This is a genomic window from Streptomyces antioxidans (assembly GCF_000968685.2).
GTDB lineage: Bacteria > Actinomycetota > Actinomycetes > Streptomycetales > Streptomycetaceae > Streptomyces > Streptomyces antioxidans.
In genome coordinates this window covers 70950-96864 of record NZ_LAKD02000055.1, presented here as the reverse complement: position 1 = coordinate 96864, position 25915 = coordinate 70950, and the positions used below count along the sequence as shown (strand labels likewise).

The 25915-nt window shown below is 72.9% G+C and carries 20 protein-coding genes; 16 read left to right on the top strand and 4 right to left on the bottom strand.

Going from position 1 to position 25915, the window contains the following annotated elements:
- Positions 1 to 38 precede the first annotated feature (38 nt).
- The 7 genes from VT50_RS22475 (at position 39) to VT50_RS22445 (ending at position 7347) form a co-directional block, all read left to right on the top strand.
- Positions 39 to 974, top strand: a complete 936-nt coding sequence (locus tag VT50_RS22475) for an oxygenase MpaB family protein (protein ID WP_046086587.1) — start codon at positions 39 to 41, stop codon at positions 972 to 974.
- Positions 975 to 1039: 65 nt separating this feature from the next.
- Positions 1040 to 2596 carry a phytoene desaturase family protein gene (locus VT50_RS22470; protein ID WP_046086588.1) on the top strand — a complete coding sequence of 519 codons (1557 nt, stop codon included), beginning with the start codon at positions 1040 to 1042 and terminating at the stop codon, positions 2594 to 2596.
- A gap of 163 nt (positions 2597 to 2759) precedes the next feature.
- Entirely contained in the window at positions 2760 to 3863 is a 1104-nt protein-coding gene (locus VT50_RS22465) for an NAD(P)H-dependent flavin oxidoreductase (protein WP_046086589.1), read from the top strand.
- Positions 3864 to 3975: 112 nt separating this feature from the next.
- Positions 3976 to 5547, top strand: coding sequence for an acyl-CoA synthetase (locus tag VT50_RS22460; protein ID WP_046086590.1), 1572 nt, complete (start codon positions 3976 to 3978; stop codon positions 5545 to 5547).
- Between the two features lie 87 nt (positions 5548 to 5634).
- Positions 5635 to 6060 (top strand): Hsp20/alpha crystallin family protein, encoded by a 426-nt coding sequence (locus VT50_RS22455; RefSeq protein WP_046086591.1) that lies wholly within the window; start codon positions 5635 to 5637, stop codon positions 6058 to 6060.
- A 43-nt stretch (positions 6061 to 6103) separates the two neighbouring features.
- Positions 6104 to 6550, top strand: a complete 447-nt coding sequence (locus tag VT50_RS22450; protein WP_046086592.1) for a DUF2267 domain-containing protein — start codon at positions 6104 to 6106, stop codon at positions 6548 to 6550.
- Positions 6551 to 6732: 182 nt separating this feature from the next.
- Positions 6733 to 7347 (top strand): chorismate mutase, encoded by a 615-nt coding sequence (locus VT50_RS22445; RefSeq protein ID WP_046086593.1) that lies wholly within the window; start codon positions 6733 to 6735, stop codon positions 7345 to 7347.
- An 89-nt stretch (positions 7348 to 7436) separates the two neighbouring features.
- Here VT50_RS22445 and VT50_RS22440 read toward each other — a convergent pair whose 3' ends face one another.
- A complete protein-coding gene (locus tag VT50_RS22440; RefSeq protein ID WP_046086594.1) occupies positions 7437 to 9077 on the bottom strand; it encodes an acyl-CoA synthetase in 1641 nt (546 codons plus the stop codon).
- A 165-nt stretch (positions 9078 to 9242) separates the two neighbouring features.
- Here VT50_RS22440 and VT50_RS22435 point away from each other — a divergent pair, with 165 nt between their 5' ends.
- From VT50_RS22435 to VT50_RS22410, 6 genes are all read left to right on the top strand, one after another.
- Entirely contained in the window at positions 9243 to 10049 is an 807-nt protein-coding gene (locus VT50_RS22435) for a crotonase/enoyl-CoA hydratase family protein (RefSeq protein ID WP_079343871.1), read from the top strand.
- Between the two features lie 57 nt (positions 10050 to 10106).
- Positions 10107 to 11066, top strand: coding sequence for a Zn-ribbon domain-containing OB-fold protein (locus tag VT50_RS22430; protein ID WP_046087236.1), 960 nt, complete (start codon positions 10107 to 10109; stop codon positions 11064 to 11066).
- A complete protein-coding gene (locus VT50_RS22425) occupies positions 11067 to 12128 on the top strand; it encodes a thiolase domain-containing protein (protein ID WP_046087235.1) in 1062 nt (353 codons plus the stop codon). It begins immediately after the preceding gene.
- Entirely contained in the window at positions 12125 to 13291 is a 1167-nt protein-coding gene (locus VT50_RS22420) for a thiolase domain-containing protein (RefSeq protein ID WP_046087234.1), read from the top strand. Before VT50_RS22425 ends, VT50_RS22420 begins: the two co-directional genes overlap by 4 nt.
- 93 nt (positions 13292 to 13384) lie before the next feature.
- Positions 13385 to 13630: a DUF397 domain-containing protein gene (locus tag VT50_RS22415; protein ID WP_046087233.1), complete on the top strand. Its 246-nt coding sequence runs from the start codon at positions 13385 to 13387 to the stop codon at positions 13628 to 13630.
- Positions 13631 to 13996: 366 nt separating this feature from the next.
- Complete coding sequence (locus VT50_RS22410) at positions 13997 to 15805, top strand: AMP-dependent synthetase/ligase (protein ID WP_240529255.1); 1809 nt, start codon at positions 13997 to 13999, stop codon at positions 15803 to 15805.
- A gap of 88 nt (positions 15806 to 15893) precedes the next feature.
- Here the strand turns inward: VT50_RS22410 and VT50_RS22405 are convergent, their stop codons facing one another.
- Positions 15894 to 16988 carry an isoafricanol synthase gene (locus VT50_RS22405; RefSeq protein ID WP_046087231.1) on the bottom strand — a complete coding sequence of 365 codons (1095 nt, stop codon included), beginning with the start codon at positions 16986 to 16988 and terminating at the stop codon, positions 15894 to 15896.
- Positions 16989 to 17240: 252 nt separating this feature from the next.
- Here VT50_RS22405 and VT50_RS22400 point away from each other — a divergent pair, with 252 nt between their 5' ends.
- Together VT50_RS22400 and VT50_RS22395 are read left to right on the top strand one after the other, a co-directional pair.
- Positions 17241 to 20168: an ATP-binding protein gene (locus VT50_RS22400; RefSeq protein ID WP_046087251.1), complete on the top strand. Its 2928-nt coding sequence runs from the start codon at positions 17241 to 17243 to the stop codon at positions 20166 to 20168.
- A gap of 61 nt (positions 20169 to 20229) precedes the next feature.
- A complete protein-coding gene (locus tag VT50_RS22395) occupies positions 20230 to 20730 on the top strand; it encodes a hypothetical protein (RefSeq protein WP_046087250.1) in 501 nt (166 codons plus the stop codon).
- Positions 20731 to 20821: 91 nt separating this feature from the next.
- Here the strand turns inward: VT50_RS22395 and VT50_RS22390 are convergent, their stop codons facing one another.
- Complete coding sequence (locus VT50_RS22390; RefSeq protein ID WP_046087230.1) at positions 20822 to 22849, bottom strand: N-acetylmuramoyl-L-alanine amidase; 2028 nt, start codon at positions 22847 to 22849, stop codon at positions 20822 to 20824.
- Between the two features lie 167 nt (positions 22850 to 23016).
- Complete coding sequence (locus tag VT50_RS22385) at positions 23017 to 24120, bottom strand: aminoglycoside phosphotransferase family protein (RefSeq protein ID WP_046087229.1); 1104 nt, start codon at positions 24118 to 24120, stop codon at positions 23017 to 23019.
- 247 nt (positions 24121 to 24367) lie between these two features.
- Here VT50_RS22385 and VT50_RS22380 point away from each other — a divergent pair, with 247 nt between their 5' ends.
- Complete coding sequence (locus tag VT50_RS22380; protein ID WP_046087228.1) at positions 24368 to 25876, top strand: DNA-binding protein NsdB; 1509 nt, start codon at positions 24368 to 24370, stop codon at positions 25874 to 25876.
- The last annotated feature ends 39 nt before the right edge of the window (positions 25877 to 25915 follow it).

Sequence of the window (25915 nt, the reverse complement as noted above, 5' to 3'; positions counted from 1 at the left end):
GAACCACGCCCTAGGCTGGCCGCCGGGAGGTGGTGGCCATGGTGGCGGCCATACGGCGGGGCGGATCGGACGGCGACCCGGGGCTCTACGGCCCCCGGTCGGTCACCTGGCAGCTGCACGGCGACCCGGTGATGTGGATCGCGGGAGTGCGCGCCCTGTACCTCCAGGCCCTGCATCCGCTCGCGGTGCGCGGCATCACCCAGAACTCCGACTTCCGCGAGGACGCCTGGGGACGGCTGCTGCGCACCGCGCGGTTCGTCGCCACCCTCACCTACGGCACCACCGAGGCGGCCGAGCGGGCGGGAGCCAAGGTCCGGGGCATCCACCGCAGGCTCTCCCTGACCGACCCGGTCACCGGGGTCCGGCACGGCGTCGACGAGCCCGAGCTGCTGCTGTGGGTGCACTGCGCCGAGATCGACTCCTACCTCCATGTGCTGCGCCGCTCCGGCTATCCGCTCACCGACGCCCAGGCGGACGCCTATGTCGCCGAGAACGTGGTGTCCGCCCGGCTGGTGGGCCTCGACCCCGCCGGCGTACCGGCCGATACGACGGCCCTCGCCGCGTACTTCGCGACGGTGCGCCCGAAACTCGCCGCCACCCCCGAGGCCCGCGAGGTGGACGCCTTTCTGCGGCGGCCCCCGGTCCATGCCCTGCTCGTCCCGGCGCGCGAGGTGATCTGGGGGCGCTTCGCCTCGCTCGCTTACGGGACCCTGCCCCCGTACGCCCAGGCGCTGTACGGGCGTCCCGCGCCCCCGCCGCGGGTGGTCACCCGCAGGCTGCGGGCGATGGGCGGGGCGCTGCGCTGCATCCCGCCCGCGGTCCGCTGGCAGCTGCCGCCGAAGCACATCATGCGGGCGGTCGAACGGCTCGGCCCGGGCAGCCGCCCCTCGCCCTACAAAATGCGCAGAAACGCGGCCACGCTGAACAGCGCGGATGCGGCGGGGGTGCGGGTGTTGCGGGCGCGGCAGAGGTGACCTCCGAGGCCGTGGCGTCCCCGGGCGGCCTGGCCCCGGCGATCACCGCGTGCTAACCAGAGGGCATGTCTCACAGCGATGCGTACGACGTCGTCATCGTCGGCGGTGGTCACAACGGTCTGGTCGCCGCCGCGTACCTCGCCCGCGCCGGGCGGAGCGTGCTGGTGCTCGAGCGCCTTGGCCACACCGGTGGCGCGGCCGTGTCCACGCGGCCCTTTCCCGGGGTGGACGCACGGCTGTCCCGCTACTCCTATCTGGTCAGCCTGTTGCCGCGGCGGATCGTCGACGACCTCGGGCTGCGCTTCGCGGTGCGCAAGCGCGCGGTGTCCTCGTACACCCCCGACGTCCGGGACGGGCGCCCCACCGGGCTGCTGGTGGACACCGCCGCCACCGGCAGGACGCGCGCCGCGTTCGAGCGGCTGACCGGGTCGGATAGGGAGTACGCGGCCTGGGAGCGGTTCTACGGCATGACCCAGCGCGTCGCCGAGCGGGTCTTCCCCACGCTGACCGAGCCGCTGCCCACCCGGGAGGACCTGCGGGCGCGGATCGGGGACGACGCGGCGTGGCAGGCGCTGTTCGAACGGCCGCTGGGGGAGGCGATCGAGGCGGCGTTCCACGACGACCTCGTCCGGGGCGTGGTCCTCACCGACGCGCTCATCGGCACCTTCGCCCGGGCCCATGACCCGTCGCTGCGCCAGAACCGCTGCTTCCTCTACCACGTGATCGGCGGCGGCACCGGCGACTGGGACGTCCCCGTCGGCGGCATGGGCGCGCTCACCGACGCCCTCGCCGACGCCGCCCGCGCGGCGGGCGCGCGGATCGCGACTGACCGGGAGGTCACCTCGATCGCCACCGACGGCACCTCGGCGGAGGTGCGGTACGAGGGCGAGGCGGGGGAGTCCACCACGGCCGCCCGGTATGTGCTCGTCGGGGCGGCACCGCGCGAACTGGCCCGGCTGCTGGGCGAGGAGCCGCCCGCACCGCCCGCCGAGGGTGCGCAGCTCAAGGTGAACATGCTGCTGCGCAGGCTGCCCGCGCTGCGCGACCGCGAGGTGGACCCGCGCGAGGCGTTCTCCGGGACGTTCCACATCGCCGAGGGGTACGGCGCGCTGGAGGAGGCGTACCGCCAGGCGGTGGCGGGGGAGCTGCCGCACCGGCCGCCTTCGGAGATCTACTGCCACTCGCTGACCGATCCGTCGATCCTCGGCCCGGAGCTCGCCCGCGAGGGCTATCAGACCCTGACCCTGTTCGGACTGCACACCCCCGCCCGGCTGTTCACCGAGGACAACGACGCGGCGCGCGGCGCGCTGCTGCGCGCCACCCTCGCGGAGCTCGACGCCCATCTGGCCGAGCCGATCGCCGACTGTCTGGCCCGGGACGCCGACGGGCGTCCGTGCATCGAGGCCAGGACGCCGCTGGACCTGGACGCCGACCTGCGGCTGCCCGGCGGCAACATCTTCCACCGGGACCTGGCCTTCCCGTACACCCAGGAGGGCACCGGCCGCTGGGGCGTGGAGACGCGCCACGCCAATGTGCTGCTGTGCGGCGCGGGCGCGGTGCGCGGTGGCGGGGTGAGCGGGATCCCTGGGCACAACGCGGCCATGGCGGTGCTGGAGACGTGACCCCGGGGGCCCGGGTCTCCCGGGGCTCCGGGCCCTCTCCGACGGGCGCCTGAGCCTCCAGGGTCCCTCCGGACGGCCCGGGGCGCGGTTTTCCCGCCACCAATCTGACGTAGCGTCAGAAAAACTCTTCCTTCGTCCGGCACCCTGCGGCATCCTGCCGCCCATGCAGACGGAGCTGAGCACAAGGCTGGGTGTCGAGCACGCCGTCTTCGGCTTCACGCCGTTCCCCGCCGTGGCCGCGGCGATCAGCCGGGCCGGCGGCCTCGGTGTGCTCGGCGCGGTGCGCTACGGCGCGGGCGAGGAGCTGGCCCGCGACCTCGACTGGTTGGAGGCACACGCCGACGGCAGACCGTACGGCCTGGACGTCGTGATGCCCGCGAAGAAGGTGGAGGGGGTCACCGAGGCCGATATCGAGGCGATGATCCCCGAGGGGCACCGCGCCTTCGTCCGGGACACCCTCGCCAAGCACGGCGTCCCCGAGCTGGCCGAGGGCGAGGCATCCGGCTGGCGGATCACCGGCTGGCTCGAGCAGGTGGCCCGCGACCAGCTCGACGTGGCCTTCGACTACCCCGTGAAACTCCTGGCCAACGCCCTGGGCTCACCCCCGTCCGATGTCGTCGCCCGCGCCCATGACCACGGCATCCTCGTGGCCGCCCTCGCAGGCAGCGCCCGCCACGCCCTCCACCACAAGGAGGCCGGGCTGGACGTCATCGTCGCCCAGGGCTATGAGGCGGGCGGCCACACCGGCGAGATCGCCTCCATGGTGCTCACCCCCGAGGTGGTACGGGCCGTCGACCCGCTGCCGGTGCTCGCCGCGGGCGGCATCGGCAGCGGTGAGCAGATCGCCGCCGGGCTGGCGCTGGGCGCCCAGGGCGTGTGGATCGGCTCCCTCTGGCTCACCACCGAGGAGGCCGGACTCCCTTCGGCGGCCCTCATCCGCAAGCTGCTGGCGGCCGGGTCCGGGGACACCGTGCGCTCCCGCGCCCTCACCGGCAAACCCGCCCGCCAGCTGCGCACCGAGTGGACCGACGCCTGGGAGGACCCGGCCGGACCGGGCCCGCTGCCCATGCCGCTGCAGGGGCTGCTGGTGGCCGAGGCCGTCTCGCGGATCCAGAAGTACGAGGTGGAACCGCTGCTCGGGACGCCGGTCGGCCAGATCGTCGGCCGGATGGACTCCGTACGCCCGGTCCAGGCCGTCTTCGACGAGCTGACCCGCGGCTTCGAGCGCGCCATCGACCGCGTCAACCGCATCGCGGGACGCGCCTGACCGCGTCCGTCCCCCCGTCCCGCTGGCTGCGCCGCACACCTCTGGCCGCCCCGCACACCACACCCCCGCTCCACATTCCCTGACCTGCCGTCAGAAGGAGGACCGGACCGCCATGTCCCCTACACCCAACGGCTTCTGGGCCCAGGCCGCGCTCGAGCCCGACCGTACCGTCCTCATCGCCCCGGACGGCGAGGAGTGGACCGCCGGGCGGCTGCACGCCGCGTGCAACCGGCTCGTCGGCGGACTGCGTGCCGCCGGGCTGCGCCGCGGCGACGCCCTGGCGGTCGTGCTGCCCAACGGGGTGGAGTTCTTCGTCGCCGCGCTCGCCGCCACCCAGGCCGGGTTCTATCTGGTGCCGGTCAACCACCATCTGGTCGGCCCCGAGATCGCCTGGATCGTCTCCGACTCCGGGTCCAAGGTGCTGATCGCCCATGAGCGCTACGGCGGGCAGGCGGCCGCGGCCGCCGACGAGGCCGGGCTGCCCGCGACCCACCGCTACGCCGTCGGTGCCATCGACGGCTTCCGCCCGTACGCCCAACTCCTCGAGGGGCAGTCTGAGGAGCCGCCCGCCGACCGCGAGCTGGGCTGGGTGATGAACTACACCTCCGGCACCACCGGCCGTCCGCGCGGAATCCGCCGGGCGCTGACCGGCAACCTCCCCGAGGAGGGCCACCTCGGCGGCTTCCTGCGGTTCTTCGGCATCACCCCGCGCGAGGAGGAGCCCGACCACGTCCATCTGGTGTGCTCACCGCTCTACCACACCGCCGTTCTGCAGTTCGCGAGCTCGTCGCTGCACATCGGCCATCCCCTGGTGCTCATGGACAGGTGGACGCCCCAGGAGATGCTGCGCCTGATCGACACCCACCGCTGTACCCACACCCATATGGTGCCGACCCAGTTCCACCGGCTGCTCGCGCTCCCCGACGAGGTCAAGGGGTCCTATGACGTCTCGTCGATGCGCCACGCCATCCATGGCGCCGCACCCTGCCCCGACCACGTCAAACGCGGAATGATCGACTGGTGGGGCGGCTGTGTCGAGGAGTACTACGCGGCCAGCGAGGGCGGCGGCGCTTTCGCCACCGCCGAGGACTGGCTGAAGAAGCCGGGGACCGTCGGCCGCCCCTGGCCCATCAGCGAGATCGCCATCTTCGACGACGAGGGCACCCGGCTCCCGGCCGGTGAACTCGGCACCGTCTACATGAAGATGAGCACCGGAGGCTTCGCCTACCACAAGGACAGGTCCAAGACCGAGAAGAACCGCATCGGCGACTTCTTCACCGTCGGCGACCTCGGCCTCCTGGACGAGGACGGCTATCTCTACCTCCGCGACCGCAAGATCGACCTGATCATCTCCGGCGGGGTCAACATCTACCCCGCCGAGGTCGAGGCCGCGCTGCTCACCCATCCGGCCGTGGCCGACGCCGCCGCCTTCGGGATCCCCCACGAGGACTGGGGCGAGCAGGTCATCGCGGTCGTGGAGCCCGCCGAGGGGCATGCGCCGGGACCCGGTCTCGCCGAGGGGATCCTGGCCCACTGCACCACCCGGCTCGCCGGGTACAAATGCCCTAAGTCGGTCGATTTCATAGCCGAGATGCCACGCGACCCCAATGGCAAGCTCTATAAGCGGCGGCTGCGCGAGCCGTACTGGGAGGGCGCGGGAGGCGCAGGTCAGACGCCACATTGAGCGTGGGCTTGTCAACTTAATGCCGGTCGCGCTATATAAAAAGGCATAGGGCATCGCACGCAGCGATACGAAAAGGAGTGATCCGTGATGCTCATGCGCACCGACGCCTTCCGGGAGCTCGACCGACTGTCCCAGCAGCTGCTCGGCACCGCCGTACGGCCGGCAGCCGTGCCGATGGACGCCTATCGGGCGGGCGACGAGTTCGTCGTCCACTTCGACCTCCCGGGCATCGATCCGGACACCATCGACCTCGATGTCGAGCGCAATGTGCTGACCGTCCGCGCCGAGCGCCGCTCCCCGGCACCCGAGGGCGCCGAGATGATCGCCTCGGAGCGCCCCTCCGGCCTCCACACCCGTCAGCTCATCCTCGGGGACACCCTCGACACCGAGCGGATCGACGCCTCCTATGACGCGGGCGTCCTCACCCTGCGCCTGCCGGTCTCGGAGAAGGCCAGGCCCCGCAAGATCAAGATCGGCGACAGCGGTGGCGCCCCCCGCCAGCTGACCGCCTGACCCACACCCCACCCCCCTTCACGAGAAAGGCGCCCCCACACCCATGTTCCAGCAGCGTCGCCCGGGACGGCAGGAGCCCGGCATGACGTACGACGAGCTGATCGAAGCGGTGCGGTACGAAGGGCTCTACCCCACCAGGGAACGGGCCGAGGAGATCACCCGTACCGTGCTGGCCGCCCTGGGCCGTCAGCTCACCGGCGAGGAGCGGGTCGCCCTCGCCGCGGCACTGCCCCGGAGGGCGGCGCGGGTGCTCGCCGCCGAGATCCCCGGCCCCGAGCGGCTGACCGGCTGGGGATTCGTCAAGGACATCGCCGCACACGTCCCCGGGTCCACCCGGGCGACCGCCCGCTGGGACGCCGGATCGGTACTGGGAATCGTCGGGCGGCTGGCGGGCCCGGAGCTGCTGCGCTCCATCCTCGGCCAGCTCCCCGAGGGCTACGCCCTGCTGTTCGGCCAGGCCGAGCTGGTCCGGCCGCGACAGCCCGCCTGATCCGGCCAACGCGCCCATGGGGCCGGTTCCGCTTCCCGCGGGACCGGCCCCGTGGCGTGCTCGCGGTGCGGCGGCCTATCGTTCCAAGACCCGCGACCCGCGACCCGCGACCGGCCGCCCGCGCCCCGCCCGCCCGGACGATGGCGCGGGCCGCCCGTACCGCCGAGAGAGGAACCTCGCCCATGCGACCGCGTCCATCCCCCCGCCATGCGCTCATCGCCGTGCTGGCCGTCGCCGCACTGGCCGCCGGGGCCACCGCCGCCGTCGCCGCACCGGCCGGTGCGGCCGGTGCGGCCCGTGTCGAGCACGGCAGCCTGCGGCCACTGGCCGAACTGTCCGCGCAGCGGGTGCTGGTGGCCGATGAGGTCGCCGCCGCGAAGTGGGGCACGGACAGCCCGATCGACGACCCGGCGCGGGAGCGTGAGGTGCTGGAGGCGGTGGCGCGGCAGGCCGAGGAGCTGGGCGCCGATCCCGTGGCGACGAAGGCGATCTTCCGCGACCAGATCGAGGCCAGCAAGGTCGTCCAGCGCGGCCTGTACGGCCGCTGGGACGCCGATCCCTCACAGGCGCCCACCGAGCGCCCCGACCTGGGCCGGGTCCGGCTGGAGATCAACCGGATCAACGGCGAACTCGTACGCGCCATCGCGGACTCGGCGGCCGTGCGCGAGTCCCCCGACTGCGTGGGACACCTCACGGCCGGGGCCGCCGCCGTGGTCCACGGGCGGCGTCTGGACCCGCTGCACACGGTGGCGCTGGGCCGCTCGCTGCCCTCGGTGTGCGAGCGGGGTGCCCCGTAAGGCGTGCGGCCCGGGCCGCCTGCGGGGCATCCGCCGAGCTGCGTGCGGGCCGGACCGCGGGGCGGGTCATCCGCCGGGCCGCCCGCGGGTCATCCGCCGGGCCGTGCGCTGGTCCCGTCCGCTCCCTCCGCTCCCTCCGCGACCGCCCGCGCCCAGCGGTAGTCCGCCTTGCCGCTGGGCGAGCGCTGCACGCGGTCGGTGAAGACGACCGTGCGCGGGATCTTGTAGCCCGCGAGCCGTTCCCGGCAGTGGTCGCGTACCGCGTCGGCGGTGAGCCCGGACGCCTCCGTACGGGGCTGGACGACGGCCGCGACGCGATGGCCCCAGCGGGTGTCCGGAACGCCCGCCACCAGCGCGTCGTACACCTCCGGATGGGCCTTAAGGGCCTCTTCGACCTCCTCCGGGTAGACCTTCTCGCCCCCGGTGTTGATGCACTGGGAGCCGCGCCCCAGGACGGTGATCACACCGTTCTCGTCGACGGTCGCCATGTCGCCGAGCAGCACCCAGCGCTCCCCGTCCGCCTCGAAGAACGTCTCGGCGGTCTTCCCCGGGTCGTTGTAGTAGCCGAGCGGCACATGGCCGTGCTGGGCGATCCGACCGGGCTCACCGGGCGCCACCGGGGCGAGGGTCGTCGGGTCCACCACCGTCGTCCGGGCGTTGACGCGCAGCCGGAAGCCCTTCTCGGGGCCGGAGTCGGCGGTGGCCGTGCCGTTGAAACCGGACTCGGAGGAGCCGAAGTTGTTCAGCAGCACCGTGTGCGGGGAGAGCTCGGCGAACTGGGCGCGTACGGTCTCCGAGAGGATCGCGCCCGAGCTGCTGACGCTGAGCAGCGAGGAGAGATCGGCGCCCTTGACGGGGCCGGTCAGGGCGTCCACCAGGGGCCGCAGCATCGCGTCGCCGACCAGCGAGACCGCCGACACCTTCTCCTCCTCGACCGTCCTCAGCACCGCCTCCGGTGAGAACTTCCGGTGCAGCACCACCTTCTGGCCGAAGTTGAAGGCGATGAAGGCCGTAAGGGTGGAGGTTCCGTGCATCAGCGGCGGGGTGGGGAAGAAGACCAGCCCCTCGCCGCCCGCGGCCACCCGCTCGGCCAGCTCCTCCGGGCGCTCGACCGGCTGACCGGTCGGGGCGCCGCCGCCGAGACCGGAGAAGAAGAGGTCCTCCTGACGCCACACCACGCCCTTGGGCATCCCGGTGGTGCCGCCGGTGTAGATGATGAAGCGGTCATCGGCGGACCGCGCCGGGAAGCCGCGCTCGGGCGAGCCGGACGCCTCGGCGTCGGTGAACGCCACGGACCCACCGGGGCCCTCCCCGGCGCCGACCCGCACCAGATGGCGAAGGGTGCCGGTGTGGGGCAGCGCGGCGGCCACCCGCTCGCCGAACTCGGCGTCGTAGACCAGCGCGGCCAGCTCCGCGTCCCGGTAGAGGTAGACCAACTCATCCTCGACGTAGCGGTAGTTGACGTTCACCGGCACCGCCCGGATCTTCAGGCAGGCCAGCGCGGTCTGGAGGTACTCCACGCCGTTGCACAAGTGCAGTCCGACGTGCTCGCCCGGGGCGATGCCGCTGTCCGCCAGGTGGTGGCCTAGCCGGTTGGCGACCGCGTCCAGCTGGGCGTAGCTGAGCCGCCGCTCGGCCCCGGTGCCGGGGTGGTCGAGGTACACCAGCGCCTCTCTGCCGGGCACCGTGTCGACGATCGACTCGAACAGGTCGGCAAGGTTGTACTCCATGACTCCTCCTGACCCCTCGATCCGGCGGCTCGGCGCTCATTAGAGCCGCGCCGGGATGAGGTGGGAAGGCCCGTGGAACAAGAAATCTGACTGGGCATCAGATTTCTCTTGAAGTCGGTCCCCGGCTGCTGCAACCTGTTCTAGGTCTCGAGACGGGAGGACGCCGTGACAAGCGGGACCGAACACCTCATCGCCGAGCGCGTCGGCGCGACCCTGGTGCTCACCCTGAACCGGCCCGAGGCCAGGAACGCGCTCTCACTGCCGATGCTGGTCGGGCTGTACGACGGCTGGACCGAGGCCGACGAGGACGACGCCGTGCGCTCCGTGGTGCTCACCGGCGCCGGTGGGGCCTTCTGCGCGGGAATGGACCTCAAGGCGCTTGCGGGCGGCGGCCGGATGGACCGGGAGCACGTACGCGACCGCCTCGCGGCCGATCCCGATCTGCACTGGAAGGCGATGCTCCGCCACCACCGGCCGCGCAAGCCGGTGATCGCCGCCGTCGAGGGCCCCTGTGTCGCGGGCGGCACCGAGATCCTCCAGGGCACCGACATCCGGGTCGCGGGCCGCGGTGCCACCTTCGGACTCTTCGAGGTGCGGCGCGGGCTGTTCCCCATCGGCGGCTCCACCGTACGCCTGGCCCGCCAACTGCCCCGCACCCACGCCCTGGAGATGCTGCTCACCGGGCGCCCCTACCCGGCCGAGGAGGCGGCGCGGATCGGGCTGATCGGCCATGTCGTCCCGGACGGCACGGCGCTCGAGAAGGCCCTGGAGCTCGCCGAACTCATCAACGCCAACGGCCCGCTGGCCGTCGAGGCGGTCAAGGCGTCCGTCTACGAGACCGCGGAGATGACCGAGACCGACGGCCTGAGGTCCGAACTCGAGCGCGGCTGGCCCATCTTCGACACCGCCGACGCCAAGGAGGGCTCGAGGGCCTTCGCGGAGAAACGGCCGCCGGTCTACCGCCGGGCGTGACCCCCAGACCTCGGCCCGCCGCCCACCCACCGGCCGCGCGGAAGGAGACCCACCCCCATGACCCCGGCCCCCTCACCCCAGGCACTCCAGGCGCCCCTGGTCGTCGAGTTCCCGTTCACCCGCTCCCTCGGCCCGGTGCAGAGCGCCTTCCTCACCGGACTGCGGACACGGACCGTGCTCGGGGTGCGCACCACCGACGGCCGGGTGCTGGTGCCGCCCGTCGAATACGACCCGGTCACCGCCGGCGAACTGTCCGAACTCGTCGAGGTCGCCCCCACCGGCACCGTCACCACCTGGGCCTGGAACCCCTCGCCGCGCCGCGGCCAGCCCCTGAGCACCCCCTTCGCCTGGGTGCTGGTGCGGCTGGACGGCGCGCACACCGCCCTCCTCCACGCCCTCGACGCACCCGGCCCCGAGGCCGTGCGCACCGGGATGCGGGTGCGGATCCGCTGGGCCGGGGAGCGCGGGGGCGCCATCACCGACATCGCCTGCTTCGAACCGTACGAGGGCCCCGAGGGCGGCGAAGCCGTACCGCACAGCGGGGAGTTCGCCGATCCCGTCACCGGCATCGTGGCCCCCGCCCGCCTCGACTACACCTACGCGCCCGGCCGCGCCCAGTCGCGCTATCTGAGGGCCCTCGCCGATCGCACCACCTACGGGGAGCGCTGCCCGTCCTGTCGCAAGGTGTACGTCCCGCCCCGGGGGGCCTGCCCCACCTGCGGCATCGCCCCCGACGAGCAGGTGGAGGTCGGCCCCCGCGGCACGGTCACCACCTTCTGCATCGTCAACATCAAGGCCCGCAACCTCGACATCGACGTGCCGTACGTCTACGCCCACATCGCCCTGGACGGCGCCGATCTGGCCCTGCACGCGCGCATCGGCGGCATCCCCTACGACGAGGTGCGCATGGGGCTGCGGGTGGAGCCCGTATGGAGCGAGGACGGCCGCTACCCCGACCACTACCGCCCCACCGGCGAACCCGACGCCGACTACGACACCTACAAGGAGCTGTTGTAGATGCGAGAGGTGGCCATCGTCGCCTTCGGCCAGAGCGACCACCGACGCGACACCGCGGAGACCTCCGAGGTCGAGATGGTGATGCCCGTCCTCCACCAGGTGCTCGACGCCACCGGACTCCGCGCGGGCGAGATCGACTTCACCTGCTCCGGCTCCTGCGACTACCTGGCGGGCCGCGCCTTCTCCTTCACCATGACCCTCGACGGCGTCGGCGCCTGGCCGCCCATCGCGGAGTCCCACGTGGAGATGGACGGCGCCTGGGCGCTGTACGAGGCGTGGACGCGGCTGCTGACGGGCGAGGCCGAGACCGCGCTCGTCTACTCCTACGGCAAGTCCTCGCCCGGCGATCTGCGGGAGGTCCTCACCCGCCAGCTCGACCCGTACTACGTGGCGCCCCTGTGGCCGGACTCGGTCGCCCTCGCCGCACTCCAGGCCCAGGCGCTGCTGGACGAGGGGGATACGGACCAGCGGGCGCTGGCCGGGGTCGCGGTGCGCAGCCGGACCGCCGCCGAGGACAACCCCCATGCCCAGCTGGCCGGTTCACCGCCGCCCGAGGCCCTGCTGGACGAGCCGTATCTGGTGCGGCCGCTGCGCCGCCACGACTGCCCGCCGGTCGGCGACGGCGCGGCCGCCGTCGTGCTCGCCGCCGGGGACACCGCGCGCCGGCTCTGCCGCCGCCCCGCCTGGATCCGCGGCATGGACCACCGGACGGAGGCCCACGGCCTCGGCGTACGCGACCTCACCCGCTCCCCGTCCACCCGGCTCGCCGCCGAGCGCGCGGGCGCCTTCGAGGCCCCCGTCGACCTCGCCGAGCTGCACGCGCCGTTCACCTCGCAGGAGCTGATCCTCCGCCGTGCGCTGCGGCTGGGAGAGGACGTACGGGTCAATCCGTCCGGCGGGGCGCTGGCCGCCAACCCCATGATGGCCGCCGGGCTGATCCGGCTCGGCGAGGCCGCCGCCGCCATCCACCGCGGCGCCGCCGACCGGGCCCTCGCCCACGCCACCTCGGGCCCCTGTCTCCAGCAGAACCTGGTGGCCGTCCTGGAAGGGGATGCCTCGTGACGAAGGAGCCGGTGGCCGTCGTCGGGATCGGCCAGACCAAGCACACCGCCGCGCGCCGCGACGTCTCCATCGCCGGGCTGGTCCGTGAGGCCGCGGTACGGGCCCTCGAGGACGCCCAGTTGACCTGGCCGGACATCGACGCCGTGGTCATCGGCAAGGCCCCCGACTTCTTCGAGGGCGTGATGATGCCGGAGCTGTACCTCGCCGACGCGCTCGGCGCGGTCGGCAAGCCGATGCTGCGGGTGCACACCGCGGGCTCGGTCGGCGGCTCCACCGCGCTGGTGGCCGCGGGCCTGGTCGCCGCCCGTGTCCACCGGACCGTCCTCACCCTCGCCTTCGAGAAGCAGTCGGAGTCGAACGCCATGTGGGGGCTGTCCCTGCCGATCCCCTTCCAGCAGCCGCTGCTGGCCGGGGCGGGCGGCTTCTTCGCACCCCATGTCCGGGCGTATATGCGGCGCACCGGCGCGCCCTCCGGCGTCGGCGCCCTCGTGGCCTACAAGGACCGCCGCAACGCCCTGCGCAACCCCTACGCGCATCTCCACGAACACGATCTGACGCTGGACCAGGTGCGGTCCTCCCCGATGCTGTGGGACCCCATCCGCTACTCCGAGACCTGCCCCTCGTCGGACGGCGCCTGCGCCATGGTGCTCACCGACCGCGCGGGCGCGGACCGCGCCCCGTATCCGCCCGCCTGGATGCACGGCGGCGCCATGCGCAGCGAGCCGACGCTCTTCGCGGGGAAGGACTTCGTCTCGCCGAGGGCCGGCCGGGACTGCGCGGCCGATGTCTACCGCCAGGCCGGGATCACCGACCCGCGCCGGGAGATCGACGCGGTGGAGATGTACGTGCCCTTCAGCTGGTACGAGCCCATGTGGCTGGAGAACCTGGGCTTCGCGGACGAGGGGGAGGGCTGGAAGCTCACCGAGTCGGGGGTGACCGAGCTCGGCGGCGACCTTCCGGTCAACCCCTCGGGCGGAGTGCTGTCCACCAACCCCATCGGGGCGTCCGGCATGCTGCGGTTCGCCGAGGCCGCGCTCCAGGTGCGCGGACGGGCGGGCGAACACCAGGTGGACGGCGCCCGCAAGGCGCTCGGCCACGCCTATGGCGGAGGCTCGCAGTTCTTCTCGATGTGGGTGGTCGCGGACACGCCACCCGCCGGTTGAGGCTCCTGCTCACTCCTCCTTTCGTGGCCTGTGCGGCACCGGCCACGATCGCTAGGGTGGGGCGCGGACGACGATCCGGGAGGATGAGCTGACGTGGCCGATACCACCACCACCGAACAGCCACTGACAGGAAGCGGCGAGAAGCCCGAACTCGACCTCTCGGACGCCCAATGGCGGTCGAGCAGCCAGGGCGTGGGCGATGTGGAGATCGCCTTCGTCGAGGGGTTCATCGCGATGCGGCACGGCCGCCGTCCCGAGGGCCCGGTGCTGATCTTCACCCCGGCCGAGTGGCGCGCCTTCGTCCTGGGCGCGCGTGAGGGGGAGTTCGACCTCACCTGAACCGGGGAGGGCGATCGGGGCGGCGGGTCCGGCCGGATCGGATGGCCCGCCCCGCGGCGCGTTATCGGCCAGGATCAGAACATGACGGAAGCCCGATGGCGCCTCATACCGCCGCGATGGCCGCCGAGTTGGTTTCCCATGAGTTCATCGCGGCTTCACTCATCCTTCGCGACCCGCACCGAAACATGAGCGTGACTCACGGTAACACGGGCAGGTCGTGCCGGGTCTCCACGGGTGGGAACGGAATCGTCCGCCGCTCTATGCAGCCCCGGCCCCGGGCGGTAGTTTTCCCTCCCACCTCCCCGTTGCGCGGGGTGGAAAGTCGGCTGAAAAGGGAGTGTTGTGCGCGAATTCAGTCTCCCTCATATGGTGGAACCGCTGCGCGCGGGCGGGCTCGCGGACTCGGTGTACGAGACGGCGGACCGCGAACCTGACCGGATCCAGTTCGCCCGGCGCGACGCCGCCGACCGCGGCCGGTGGACCCCGGTGACCGCCGCCGCCTTCCGGGACGAGGTCCTGGCACTGGCGAAGGGCCTGCTGGCCGAGGGAGTGCGGTTCGGCGACCGGGTGGCCCTGATGGCCAGGACGCGCTACGAGTGGACGCTGTTCAGCTATGCCGTGTGGTCCGTCGGCGCCCAGGTGGTGACCGTCTACCCCACCTCCTCGGCGGAGCAGGTGCGCTGGATCCTGGAGCAGACACGGGCCGTGGCCGTGGTGGTGGAGGGCGAGGACGACGCCATGACGGTCGGCGCCGTCTGCGACACCCTTCCCGTGCTGCGCTCCATATGGCAGATGGACCAGGAGTGCGTCACGGAGCTGTGGCGGCGCGGCGCCGGGGTCCAGGACGAACTGGTCACCGAGCGGCGCTGGCTCGCCGAACCGCGCAGTACGGCGGTCATCTGCTACACCTCCGGCACCACGGGGCGGCCCCTGGGATGCATGATCACCCACGCCAATCTCGCCGCCGAGTGCGACACCGTGTTCGCCGGCTGGAGAGGGCTGTTCGCCGAGGCCGGGCAGCAGCCCGCCATCCTCGCCTTCCTCCCCCTGGCACACATCTACGGACTGATGGTCCAAGTGCTCTGTGTGCGCAGCGGCATCCTCATGGGGCACGAGCCCGAGCTCAGCCCGTCGTCCCTGCTGCCGTCCTTCCAGTCCTTCCACCCCACCTGCGTCTTCGCGGTGCCCTACATCTTCGAGCGGATCCTCGGGGCCGCACGGACCGCTGCCCAGGACGCGGGCAAGGGCTCGCTCTTCGAGCGGGCCATGGACACGGCGGTGCGCTACGCGGCGGCGGTCGAGCAGCACAGCCAGGGCGCGGGCAAGGGGCCGGGCCCCGGGCTCAGGGCCGCCCACGCCGCCTTCGACCACGTGGTCTACCGGCGGCTGAGAGCCGTCCTGGGCGGCCGGGTGCGCTACGCGGTCACCGGCGGCTCACCGTTCAGCCGGGAGCTGGGGCTGATGTTCGCGGGCGCCGGGATCACCATCTACAACGGCTACGGTCTCACCGAGACCACCGCCGCCGTCACCTCGCAGCCGCCCGGCCGCCCCCGGCACGGCACCGTGGGCCGCCCGATGCCGGGCACGGCGGTGCGCATCGCGCCGGACGGCGAGATCTGGGTGCGCGGCGGCACCGTCTTCGCGGGCTATGTGGACGATCCCAAGGCCACCGCGACCGCGCTGCGCGACGGCTGGCTGCGCACCGGAGACGTCGGACACCTCGATGGCGAGGGCTATCTGACCATCACCGGCCGTAAGAAGGACATCATCATCACCAGCGGCGGCAAGAGCGTCTCCCCGCTGCCGCTGGAGGAGCGGCTGCGGGCGCATCCTCTGATCTCGCAGTGCGTGCTGGTGGGCGACAACCGCCCCTTCATCGGGGCGCTGATCACCCTGGACGCCGAGATGCTCAGGCGCTGGCACCAGGCGGTCGGCACGCGGCTCCCGGTCGGCCGGGAGCACGCGTCGGCGAACAAGGCGCTGCACGCGGAGATCCAGCAGGCGGTCTCCACGGCGAACCTCTCGGTGTCCAGGGCGGAGTCGATCCGGGCCTTCCGCATCCTCCCGAATGAATTCACCGTGGCGGACGGGACGTTGACGGCCTCGCTCAAGACGCGGCGCGACGCGGTGTACAAGCTCTGCGCCGCGCAGATCGAGCAGCTGTACGCGAGCTGAGCGATCGAGCGGCGCCAGGGCAGTTGAGCGGCGCTACCCGGTAGTTGGGTTGGGGTGCGGTGGAACGGCAGCTGGGCGGGGGACCGGCCTACTGGGCGCCGGTCAGCTGGGCCCAGGGCCGCTGCCGTCCCCCGCTGACCGCCTCGGTGCCCTGCTCGTCGTACCGGGCCGTACGCAGCGACCAGCCCAGGTTGCCCGCCATCACATGCCGCATGCCGTCCACATAGCGCGCCACTGCGCGGTGGGTGTCCGGGTCGGCCCCCGCCTCGGCGAGCAGCCCGGGCAGCTCGGCCGCGGTCTCCTCGAACCAGCGGTAGCGGGTGTTGGCCAGGTCGGCGATATGACGTACCGCGTCCTCCAGTTCGCCACCCGTGCGCTCCCGCTGGACGATGACACTGTTGTGGACGTCGCCGACCGCCAGCTCCTTGTCCAGGGAGGCGATGTCATTGGTGAAGACCACCACGTCGTCCGTGGCCTCCCGCATCCGTTCCAGCGGGAAGCCGCCGTGCAGCGCGGGCGGCAGGGTGTAGCCGCCGAACGGCTCGTTCAGATCGAGACAGGGCTGTACGCCTATCGAATGGCGCCGCAGCGCCAGCACGTCCTCCACCGAGCGCGGCGCGTCCGCGCCGCCGGCCGCGGGCAGTGCGCCGGTACGCTCCAGGGCCTCGCGGTGGTAGGAGTGCAGATATTCCAGCCAGTGGTGGCGGAAGCGGTCCCGCCACACCTGGGGCCGCCCGGAGTTGATCCGGCGCCACAGGTCGCGGAAGCTCTCCAGGAGCGGCCCGTCGCCGTCCTCCGCCCCGCCGTGCGCCAGGTCCTCTTCGCTGATCCGTATGACGTCCGCCACCAGCCGTGCCACCGCCTCCGGGCGGCAGCCCAGCTCCCCGTCGAACTGGTCGTCGAAGACGAAGTACCAGCCCACGAGGTCACTGCCCAGGTTCAGATCGGCACCGGCCGCCCGGGGGTAGAACAGGCCCGCCAGCACATCGAAGCGGAGCGCGTCGTACTCCGCGACGGACGCGCGGTCCTCGAAGACGCCGAACCGCGAGAGCCATTGGATGGTGTGGTGCCTGGCCGCCTCGGTGCCGGGACTGAGGTCGGCCGAGGCCGGAAATTCGAACAGGGCCGCCCGGCGCAGCAGTGCGGTCCGCCGGTCCTGTGGTCGCGCAGCGTGCGTGTGCATGAGTGGTGTCCGCCCCCTTCGTCGTTCGGGCGGCCCGAGCCCGCATATACCACAGGCGAAAGCGGTATCTGACCAACCCGTTGAATCCGGTCATCCTCGCGTGTGGAACGTGGCATCGATAGAGGAGACGGTGAATTGGCGCGTGCCACTGGCAATGCCCGGCGGAAATCCCTCCGTGAGGGAGCTACGCAGCGTGCCATCCGCGCTACGCTCGGCGTCACCTGCCGGAGGGGAAGCAACGTGGCGGAGCACATGAGCCAACAGAACCGGACGCGTCGAACACTGCTGGAACGGGAGCGGGAGTTGCGCGCGGTGGACGCCGCGCTGACCGAACTGTGCGGCACGGATCCCGCCGACCGGACCGAGACCCGCGGCGGCGGAGTGATCGCCTTCGAGGGGCCCGGCGGCGTCGGCAAGACCGCGCTGCTCGGCGAGGCGCGCCGGCGGGCCGCCGCCCGCGGCTGCACCGTGCTCCGGGCCCGCGGCGGTGAGCGCGAACAGGGCGCGGCCTTCCACGTGGTGCGCCAGCTCTTCCAGCCGGTGCTCGCGGCGACCGGCGAGGACGAGCACCGCAGGATCCTCGGCGGCTGGTACGAGATCGTCGCGCCCGCGGTCGGCCTGGTGGTCTCGGGCCACGGCGGCGCACCCGATCCGCAGGGCGTCCGCGACGGCCTGGACTGGCTGGTGACCCGCTTCGCCGTGGAGCACGCCCCGGTCGTCATGATCCTCGACGATGTCCACTGGGCCGACCCCGAATCCCTGGACTGGCTGACCCGGTTCGCCTCGCGCACCGCCGACCTGCCCCTGCTGCTCGCCGTCGGCTACCGCCCCGAGGACCTGACCGCCGACGTCGCCGCGATACGGAGCCTGGTCGAGCGCCAGGGATCACGGCCCCATGTGCTGGCGCCGCTCACCCCGGGCGGAGTCGGCAGGGTCGTCCGTGAGGTCCTTGGGGACCACGCCGACGAGGCGTTCTGCCGCGAGTGCTGGGCGATGACCGGCGGTAACCCCTGGGAGGTCACCGAGCTCACCGCCAAGATCCGCGACAGACGGCTGAAACCGCAGTCGGAGAACCTGCCCGCGCTGCGCGAGCTGGTCTCCTCGGCCAAGGACAGCGGGCTCAACGACCGGCTGACCCGCCTCGGCACCGCCGCCGTCCGCCTCGCCTGGGCCGTCGCCGTCCTCGGCATCGAGGCCACCCCGGCGCTGACCGCCAATGTCGCCGGGCTCGGCGAGACCGAGGCCGCCGACATGGTGGCCCGGCTCGTCGAGGCGCGGATCCTGGCCCCGCCGCGCCCCGGGAACGGCACCCGGCCCCTGGAGTACCTCCACCCGCTCATCGCCACCGCCGTCTACCAGGCCATCCCCGGCGCCCTGCGGGTCGCCATGCACGGCCAGGCCGCCACCGTGGTGCTCGGCGCGGGCCTGGGCTCCGCGGCCGCCGGCCGGCATCTGCTGGAGATGCACCCCGAGGGCGACCCCTGGGTGGTGCGCCATCTGCGGGAGGCCGCCCGGGAGTATCTGCGCGCCGGAGCACCCGACGCCGGGCGCCGCTGTCTGGCCCGCGCCCTGCGCGAACCACCCGTCCTGGAGGAGCGCGCCGCCGTGCTGTACGAGCTGGGCTGCGCCGCCCAGCTCACCGAGCCCGACGTCACCGTCAACCATCTGCGGGCCGCGCTCGAGGAGCCCGCGCTCGGTCCCGAACTGCGCGAGGCGATCACCTACCGGCTCGCCCAGGCGTACGGCCACAGCGGCCGGATGGAGGAGGCCGCCCAGGTCTTCGCCGACGAGGTCGGGCGGGCCACCAGCGCCCGCACCCGGCTGCGGATGCAGACCGAGCAGCTGATGTGGAACATGTTCCGCGCCGACGAGAAGGAGTCGCCCGCCCGCTCCCGGCGGCTCGCCCGGCTCGCGGACCGCCTCACAGGCCGCGGCATGGCCGAGCGCTATCTGATGGGGCTGCGTGCCTGGGACGCGATGACGCGCGGAGAGCCCGTCGCGACCGCCCTGCACTACGCGGAAGAGGCCCTGGGCGACGGCCTCAGCTGGACCGATGACGACTGGGGCTTCGAGGTGCCCATCCTGGTCGCCCTGGTCTTCCTCCACTGTGACCAGCCAGGACGTGCCGAGGGGCTGTTCGACAAGGGCATCGCCGAATGCGAGCGCAAGGGCTGGCGCGGCTCCCACCTGGCGTTCGGCTTCACCCTCCTCGGGTACGCCCGGCTGCGTCGCGGCGCCCTCGGCGAGGCGGAGGAGCTGGCCCGTGAGGGGATGCGGATCGCCGACCTGGTGGGCTCCTCGACACCCGCCCACTGGACCGCGGTCGGCACCCTCATCGGAACGCTGATCTGCCGGGGCCGGATCCGGGAGGCCCAGGAGTTCGCCGCCCGCCACGGCGGCGAGACCCTGCCACAGGCCACGCTCTGCCCCGATGTCCCGGCGGTGCGCGGCGAGCTGCTGCTGGCGGCCAATCTCCACCGCGAGGCCCGGAGCCAGCTCACCGAGGTCGGCCGCCGCATGGACGGACGCGGTATGCGCAACCCCGCCTGGTGCCCCTGGCAGCCCCACCTCGCCCAGGCTCTCGCACTGACCGATCCGCGGCAGGCCGCCGAGGTCGCCGACGACGCGGTGCGCCGCGCCCGTCAGTTCGGCGCCCACTCCGCCATCGGCAAGGCGCTGCACACCGCCGCCACCGTCACCCAGGGGCCGGACCGGATCAAGCTGCTGGCCGAGGCCGTCAGCCATCTGATGCGCTCACCGGCCGCGTACGACCTGGCGGTGGCGCTGGTCGACCACGGTGCCGCGCTGCGCCGCATCGGCCTGCCCCAGGAGGCGGGCGACCGGCTCTACCGCGGTCTGGAGGGAGCGGTGCGCTGCGGTGCCGACGCGCTCGCGGCCCGGGCCCGCGACGAGCTGTCCGCGGCCGGACTGCGCCCCATGCAACTGCGGGTCGATCACACCAGCCCGCTGACCTCCCAGGAGCAGGCCATCGCCGAGCGGGCCGCCGAGGGCTGGTCGGACGCCCGGATCGGGGAGGCCACGGCGCTGGATGAGCGCGAGGTCGCCCGGCTGCTGTCCGATGTCTACCGTAAGGTCGGCACCGACCGGGCCGGGCTGGCCAAGCGGCTCATCACCCCCAGGGTCGGCCTTCCCCAGCGCCCGGCTTCCGACCCCGGATGAGGGATGCGGCCCGGCCGCTCCCCGGAACGGCGACCGGCGCGTGGCCACGTACCATGTCCGCATGTCCTTCCTCCGCCGCCGCAGCGCCGCCACGCCCACCGGGCCGGACTTCGACGTCCTCGCCATGGACCCGGGAGACTGGCCCGGCGACCTCGGGGCGGGGCTGCTGCCCGCTCCGGACGGCAGCTGCCAGGGCGTCTTCCTGCGCTACGACCTGTTCGGCGGCCGCGGCCCGGCGATGATCATCGGCAATCTGCCCGAGGGCTCACCGGCCCGCGAGGTGGCCGAGGGCCAGCCGCCGTTCGAGGTGACCCAGCTGCTGGCGGCGCTGGGGAACGACGAGCCGGTTCAGGTGGTGGACACCGAGGACAACCCGGTGATGCACGAGGACAACCTGCTCATCGTCCGCCGGATCAAGCTCTCCGAGGGCCGGATCTCCTGCGCCCAGTTCGACCGCAGCGACGGGGTGCTCGTCACCATCGCCAGCTGGGACCGGCCGATCACCGACGATCTGTACCGGCTGCTCAAGCCGCTGCCCGCGGAGATGTTCCAGCAGCGCTGAGAGGGATCTTCGCCCGGGGCCGTGAGGCGCCCGTACGGTCGCTCACGGCCCCCGGCCGTCCGTCATCCGGCGGGCTGACGGGCCGTCAGGCTCACTTCCCCGAGCCCCGGACCGTCACATCGGCGGCCCGGACGAACGCCACCCGGTGCCCGAACTGGATCTGGTAGTACACATCCTGGCCGCGCACCACCTTATGACCGGCCGGATCGAAGGTGGTCGCCCACAGGTACTCGCCCCGCGTCCGGAGCCCCAGCGGATAGGACTGCCCGGCGAGCAGCTTGTACGGCAGCGGCGAGACCGCCTGCACCGGCACCCCCTCCGGATACGCCTCCTGCTCCGGATAGGCGCGGCCGTACACCGGAACCTCCTTCGCCCCCGCCTTGGGCGTCACCACGAGCCCCTTGGCGCTCACCGCCGTCGGCCGCCGCTTGGGGTTCTGGAACCAGGCCCGCTGGCCGAGGTACCAGATCGCCGTCCAGTCGCCCTCGTGCCCCGCGACCGCGAACTGCTGTCCGGTGGTGGCGCGGGCGCCGGTGTCATTCACCCCGGTCGTCGAGTCCGAGCCGTCCGGGCGCAGCCCGACGTCCTTGACCAGCGGGGCGTCCGCGCTCGGCGCGGTGTGCAGCCGCACCGCGGACGAGCCGTGCGGGGCGCAGGGCTGGCCCGCCGTCTCGCAGTCGGTGTAGACGGGCCGGTTGGTGGCGTAGTCGGGGCGGATGGTGACCAGGCCGCCGGAGGAGCCCGCGGTGCTCCGGAAGGGCGCGCCGAGCAGGGTGAAGTAGTGCGCCCAGTCCCAGTAGGGGCCCGGGTCGGTGTGCATACCGGCGATGGTGGAGGTGGTGGTGCCCGGCACATTGTCATGGCCCAGGATGTGCTGGCGGTCCAGCGGGATGTCGAACCGCTTGGCGAGATAGCGCACCAGCCGCGCCGAGGAGCGGTACATCGCCTCCGTGTACCAGGCGTCCGGGGCGGTCAGGAACCCCTCGTGCTCCAGCCCGATGGACTTGGCGTTGACGTACCAGTTGCCCGCGTGCCAGGCGACGTCCTTGAGCGGCACATGCTGGGCGATATGCCCGTCGGAGGAGCGCAGGGTGTACTGCCAGGACACATAGGTGGGGTCCTGGACCAGCTTGATGGTGGTGTCCCAGGGGCCCTCGGTGTCATGGATGACGATGTAGTCGACGGACTGCGAGGAGGGGCGGTCGCCCAGGTCGTGGTTGCCGTAGTCGCCGTCCCCGAACTCCTCGTAGGGCGCCGGGATCCACTCGCAGGACACGTCCTTGGGGGCCTCGACCCGCGGATCACGCGCCGGGGACGGCAGGCCGAGCGTCCGCAACTGCCGGGTGTCCGGGGCGACATCGGGCGCCGCGCCGAGGGAGACCCGCTCCCCGTCGGCGGTCGTCCGCGCGGCCCCGCCGCGGATCACCCCGTAGACCTCATCGGCGAAGAAGGCCGCGGCCGCGGCGTCATCGGCACCGGAGTAGGCCGCCACCGCCGCGTACCAGTCGGCGGGGTCCCCGCTCGGCGGCAGCCCCAGCCGCTTCTGCGCGGCGGCCAGCAGGGCCGCGCCACCGCGCACATTGGCGCTCTCGTCGCCGCGCAGCGCCTCCGCGGACAGCCCGGTGAGCTCCGCGGCGCGGCCGAGGGTGCGCAGCCGGGCGGGCAGCTGCCGGGGCTGGGGCACGGAGGCCTTGGGTACGCTCAGCGGCCGGGCGAGATCGCCGCGCGCGTCCTCGGTGCCCTGGCTGTGGTGCGGGGCGGCGAGCAGGGCGGTGTGGGCGTCGGTGAGGTGCATGGGGCCGTAGCCACCGGTGACGCTGGGCGCGCCACCGTGGCCGTCCCAGCGCGACTGCAGATACGACACGCCCAGGAGCACGCTCAGCGGAACGCCGTACTCGGCGGCGGCAGCAGCGAAGGCGCGCTGCAGGGCGCCGCCCCCGGCGTCGGGTCCATCGCCGCCCCGCCGCTGGTCGGCATGGGCGGCGGGGGTGGCGGACACCAGCGGGAGCAGAAGGGCGGCGGACGCCGCGGCTCCCGCGGTCCGCAGGGTGGTTCTCCGGGTGGGGCGGGACGGGATTCTCCGCCCGTCGTGGGCGCTGTCCTGTGCGGATTCTGGCATTGCAGCCTCCTCAAGCGGGCCGGGCCAAGCCGAGCCACTTAGAGATATGCGCTGCCAGGCGTGGCGTCAATCGCCGTCACCCGTACGGACGTTCGTCTATCCACCCGACTGCGGCGCGTCACCGGTCTGGACCGGTGACGCGCCGGGCTGCCGCCACCCGCCTCCGCTCAGCGGGTGCCGACCGCCGCCCGCACCGCACGCCGGGCCAGTCCGCAGTCGTCATGCAGCCGGCGCAGCAGCAGCCGCTGCTCCTCACCGGCGGACACCGCGCCCGGCACCACGGGAGCGGGGTCATGCATGGTGCGCTGCACCGCGGTCTCGTACCGCCGGATCTCCCGCGTCAGCACCAGCATCAGGTTCACCAGGAAGGAGTCCCGCGTGGCCGGGCCCGCGGCCTGCGCCAGCTGGCTGATCTGGCGCCGGGTGACGGGGGCGTCGCCCAATACCGTCCACAGCGTGGCCAGGTCATAGCCGGGCAGATACCAGCCCGCGTGGTCCCAGTCCAGGAACACCGGGCCCGCGGGGGACAGCAGTACGTTGTTCAACAGGGCGTCGCCATGGCAGAACTGGGCCGGGGTCTGCCGCCCGCAGGCCTGTGAGACGCCGTGCAGCAGCTTCTGCAGATCGCCCATGTCGCGGTCGGTGAGCAACCCGAGCTCGTGATAGCGGGTCAGCCGGGCGGCGTAGTCGATGGGGGCGTCGAACAGATCGGCCGGCGGCCGCCACTGGTTGACCCGATGGACGGCACCCAGCACCGCGCCCAGATCGGCACGCGGCGGGGGCTCGGTGGGGTGGCGCTGCGCGGCAGCGATCCGCCCGGGCATCCGCTCGATGACCAGAGCGCAGTTGTCCGGGTCCGCGGCGATCAGCCGGGGCACCCGCACCGGCGGGCGCTGGCGGACGAACGCCCGGTACATCGCTATTTCCCGGCGGAACCGCTCGGCCCACGCGGGGGAGTGGTCCACCAGGCACTTGGCCACCGCGGTGCTGCGCCCGGTCGCCCCGATCAGGAGCACGGACCGCCCGCTGCGCCGCAGCACCTGCACCGGGTTGAACTCCGGACAGATGCGGTGGACCGAGGTGATCGCGGTGCGCAGCTGCGCACCCTGGGGACCGGACAAGTCGAGTCTCCCGCGGGGCGGCACGGGGCCGAGGGCGGCGGTCCGCCGGGCCCGGCCGCCGGGGGCGGGATCGAGGTACGGCCCATTGCCGGGCAGCTGCCGCCGGTACGGCCGGGGCGGGACGGACACGGAGGACGATGCTGCGTACATGGGCGAGACAGATCCCTTCGTGTGCCGACGAATTGCGTACGCACCCGGCCCCGGAGCGGGGCCGCACCCTGGGGAATGCGGTTCGAGCGAACTCGAGCCGCCACCGGGCCGGGTAACGCACTCCTACACCACACCCCTGTACGGGTGGCACACCATCTGGCGCACCCTGGCGAACCCTGGCGAATAGTCGCACGGCCCGTGACGGGCCCGTTACTGTCAAGTCAGCCGAGGAACCTGGGGGCTTGACGTGACGAGGGAACCCAACACCCGTCTTGCGGACCTGTTCGGCCTCGCCGGCTGGTCCAAGGGGGAGCTCGCGAGGCTCGTGAACCGGAAGGCGGCGGCCATGGGCCATCCGCAGCTGGCGACCGACACCTCGCGGGTGCGGCGTTGGATCGACACCGGCGAGACGCCGCGCGATCCCGTGCCCAAGGTGCTGGCCGCCCTGTTCACCGAGCGCCTCGGTCGAGTCGTGACCATTGAGGATCTCGGGTTCGGACGCGGGGGGCGCGCGGGAAAGGGGCAGTCCGGCGACGGACTGCTCTGGCCGCCCGAGTCCACGGCCGCGGTCCTCACCGAATTCACGGGAATGGACCTTATGTTCAACCGACGCGGCTTGGTGGGCGCGGGTGCCGCGCTCGCCGCGGGATCCGCCATCACCGGTGCCATGAGCGACTTTCTGCTCTCCGACCCCTCCCTCGCCACCGACGCGCCCCGTACCGACAACCCCCTCTCCGTCGAGCCCGTGGGCTTCGACCGCTACGAGGCCGCCCCCGTGGGCTCCCAGGAGATCGACGCCCTGGAGTCCTCGGTCGAGGTCTTCCGCGCCTGGGACGCGGCCCGCGGCGGCGGGCTCCAGCGGAAGGCCGTGGTGGGCCAGCTCAACGAGGTGGGCGGCATGCTCGCCTATCGCCACCCCGAGCACCTGCAGCGCAGACTGTGGGGGGTGGCGGCCGACCTGGCCGTCCTCGCCGGCTGGATGTCCCATGACGTCGGCCTGGAGCCCACCGCCCAGAAGTACTTCGTCATCGCCGCCCACGCGGCCCGCGAGGGCGGTGACCGGCCCCGGGCGGGCGAGGCGCTCTCCCGGGCCGCGCGGCAGATGGTGCACCTCGGCCGTCCGGACGACGCCCTGGAGCTGATGGGGCTCGCCAAGTCCGGGGCGGGCGAGGCGGCGCTGCCGCTGACCCGGTCCATGTTCTGCACCATCGAGGCATGGGCGCTGGCGTCCAAGGGCCAGGGCCAGGCGGTCCGGCGGGCCCTGGGCGAGGCGGAGGAGCTGTTCGTCTCGGACCGGGACGACGGCCCGGCGCCGAGCTGGATGCAGCTGTTCAACGAGGCCGATCTGCACGGGATGCAGGGGCTGGTCTACCGCACGCTGGCGGAGCACGAGCCGGGGGCGGCGGGGATCGCCAGGACCCATGCCAAGAAGGGGCTGCGGATGCGGGAGGGCGGGCGCCAGCGGTCCCAGATCTTCGACCACATCTCCATCGCCTCGGCCTGCTTCCTCGGGGACGATCCCGAGCAGGCCGACCGCTATGCCCGGATGGCGCTGCTGACGATCGAGCAGAACTCCTCGCACCGCACCTGGGACCGGCTGCGCGAGATGTACCGGCTCACCGCGCCGTACGGCACATCACCGGCCGTCCGGGAGCTGCGTGCGGAGATCCAGCAGGTGATGCCGAAGGGAGGCGCGGGGAAGGGCGGCGCTGGGCTGAAAGGGTACGGCTCCATCGCCAGGAGCGCGGCCGTCTAGCGAGCGGACCACGCCGTACGGAGGGCATGACGAAGGGCA

What these genes read in the sequence shown, in the direction of transcription:
- VT50_RS22455 (WP_046086591.1), top strand. Translation starts at nt 5,635, where the DNA reads ATGCTCATGCGCACCGACGCCTTCCGGGAGCTCGACCGACTGTCCCAG.
- VT50_RS22445 (WP_046086593.1), top strand. Translation starts at nt 6,733, where the DNA reads ATGCGACCGCGTCCATCCCCCCGCCATGCGCTCATCGCCGTGCTGGCC.
- VT50_RS22460 (WP_046086590.1), top strand. Translation starts at nt 3,976, where the DNA reads ATGTCCCCTACACCCAACGGCTTCTGGGCCCAGGCCGCGCTCGAGCCC.
- VT50_RS22395 (WP_046087250.1), top strand. Translation starts at nt 20,230, where the DNA reads ATGTCCTTCCTCCGCCGCCGCAGCGCCGCCACGCCCACCGGGCCGGAC.
- VT50_RS22400 (WP_046087251.1), top strand. Translation starts at nt 17,241, where the DNA reads ATGAGCCAACAGAACCGGACGCGTCGAACACTGCTGGAACGGGAGCGG.
- VT50_RS22470 (WP_046086588.1), top strand. Translation starts at nt 1,040, where the DNA reads ATGTCTCACAGCGATGCGTACGACGTCGTCATCGTCGGCGGTGGTCAC.
- VT50_RS22440 (WP_046086594.1), bottom strand. Translation starts at nt 9,077, where the DNA reads ATGGAGTACAACCTTGCCGACCTGTTCGAGTCGATCGTCGACACGGTG.
- VT50_RS22450 (WP_046086592.1), top strand. Translation starts at nt 6,104, where the DNA reads ATGTTCCAGCAGCGTCGCCCGGGACGGCAGGAGCCCGGCATGACGTAC.
- VT50_RS22405 (WP_046087231.1), bottom strand. Translation starts at nt 16,988, where the DNA reads ATGCACACGCACGCTGCGCGACCACAGGACCGGCGGACCGCACTGCTG.
- VT50_RS22385 (WP_046087229.1), bottom strand. Translation starts at nt 24,120, where the DNA reads ATGTACGCAGCATCGTCCTCCGTGTCCGTCCCGCCCCGGCCGTACCGG.
- VT50_RS22465 (WP_046086589.1), top strand. Translation starts at nt 2,760, where the DNA reads ATGCAGACGGAGCTGAGCACAAGGCTGGGTGTCGAGCACGCCGTCTTC.
- VT50_RS22410 (WP_240529255.1), top strand. Translation starts at nt 13,997, where the DNA reads ATGGTGGAACCGCTGCGCGCGGGCGGGCTCGCGGACTCGGTGTACGAG.
- VT50_RS22425 (WP_046087235.1), top strand. Translation starts at nt 11,067, where the DNA reads ATGCGAGAGGTGGCCATCGTCGCCTTCGGCCAGAGCGACCACCGACGC.
- VT50_RS22430 (WP_046087236.1), top strand. Translation starts at nt 10,107, where the DNA reads ATGACCCCGGCCCCCTCACCCCAGGCACTCCAGGCGCCCCTGGTCGTC.
- VT50_RS22390 (WP_046087230.1), bottom strand. Translation starts at nt 22,849, where the DNA reads ATGCCAGAATCCGCACAGGACAGCGCCCACGACGGGCGGAGAATCCCG.
- VT50_RS22475 (WP_046086587.1), top strand. Translation starts at nt 39, where the DNA reads ATGGTGGCGGCCATACGGCGGGGCGGATCGGACGGCGACCCGGGGCTC.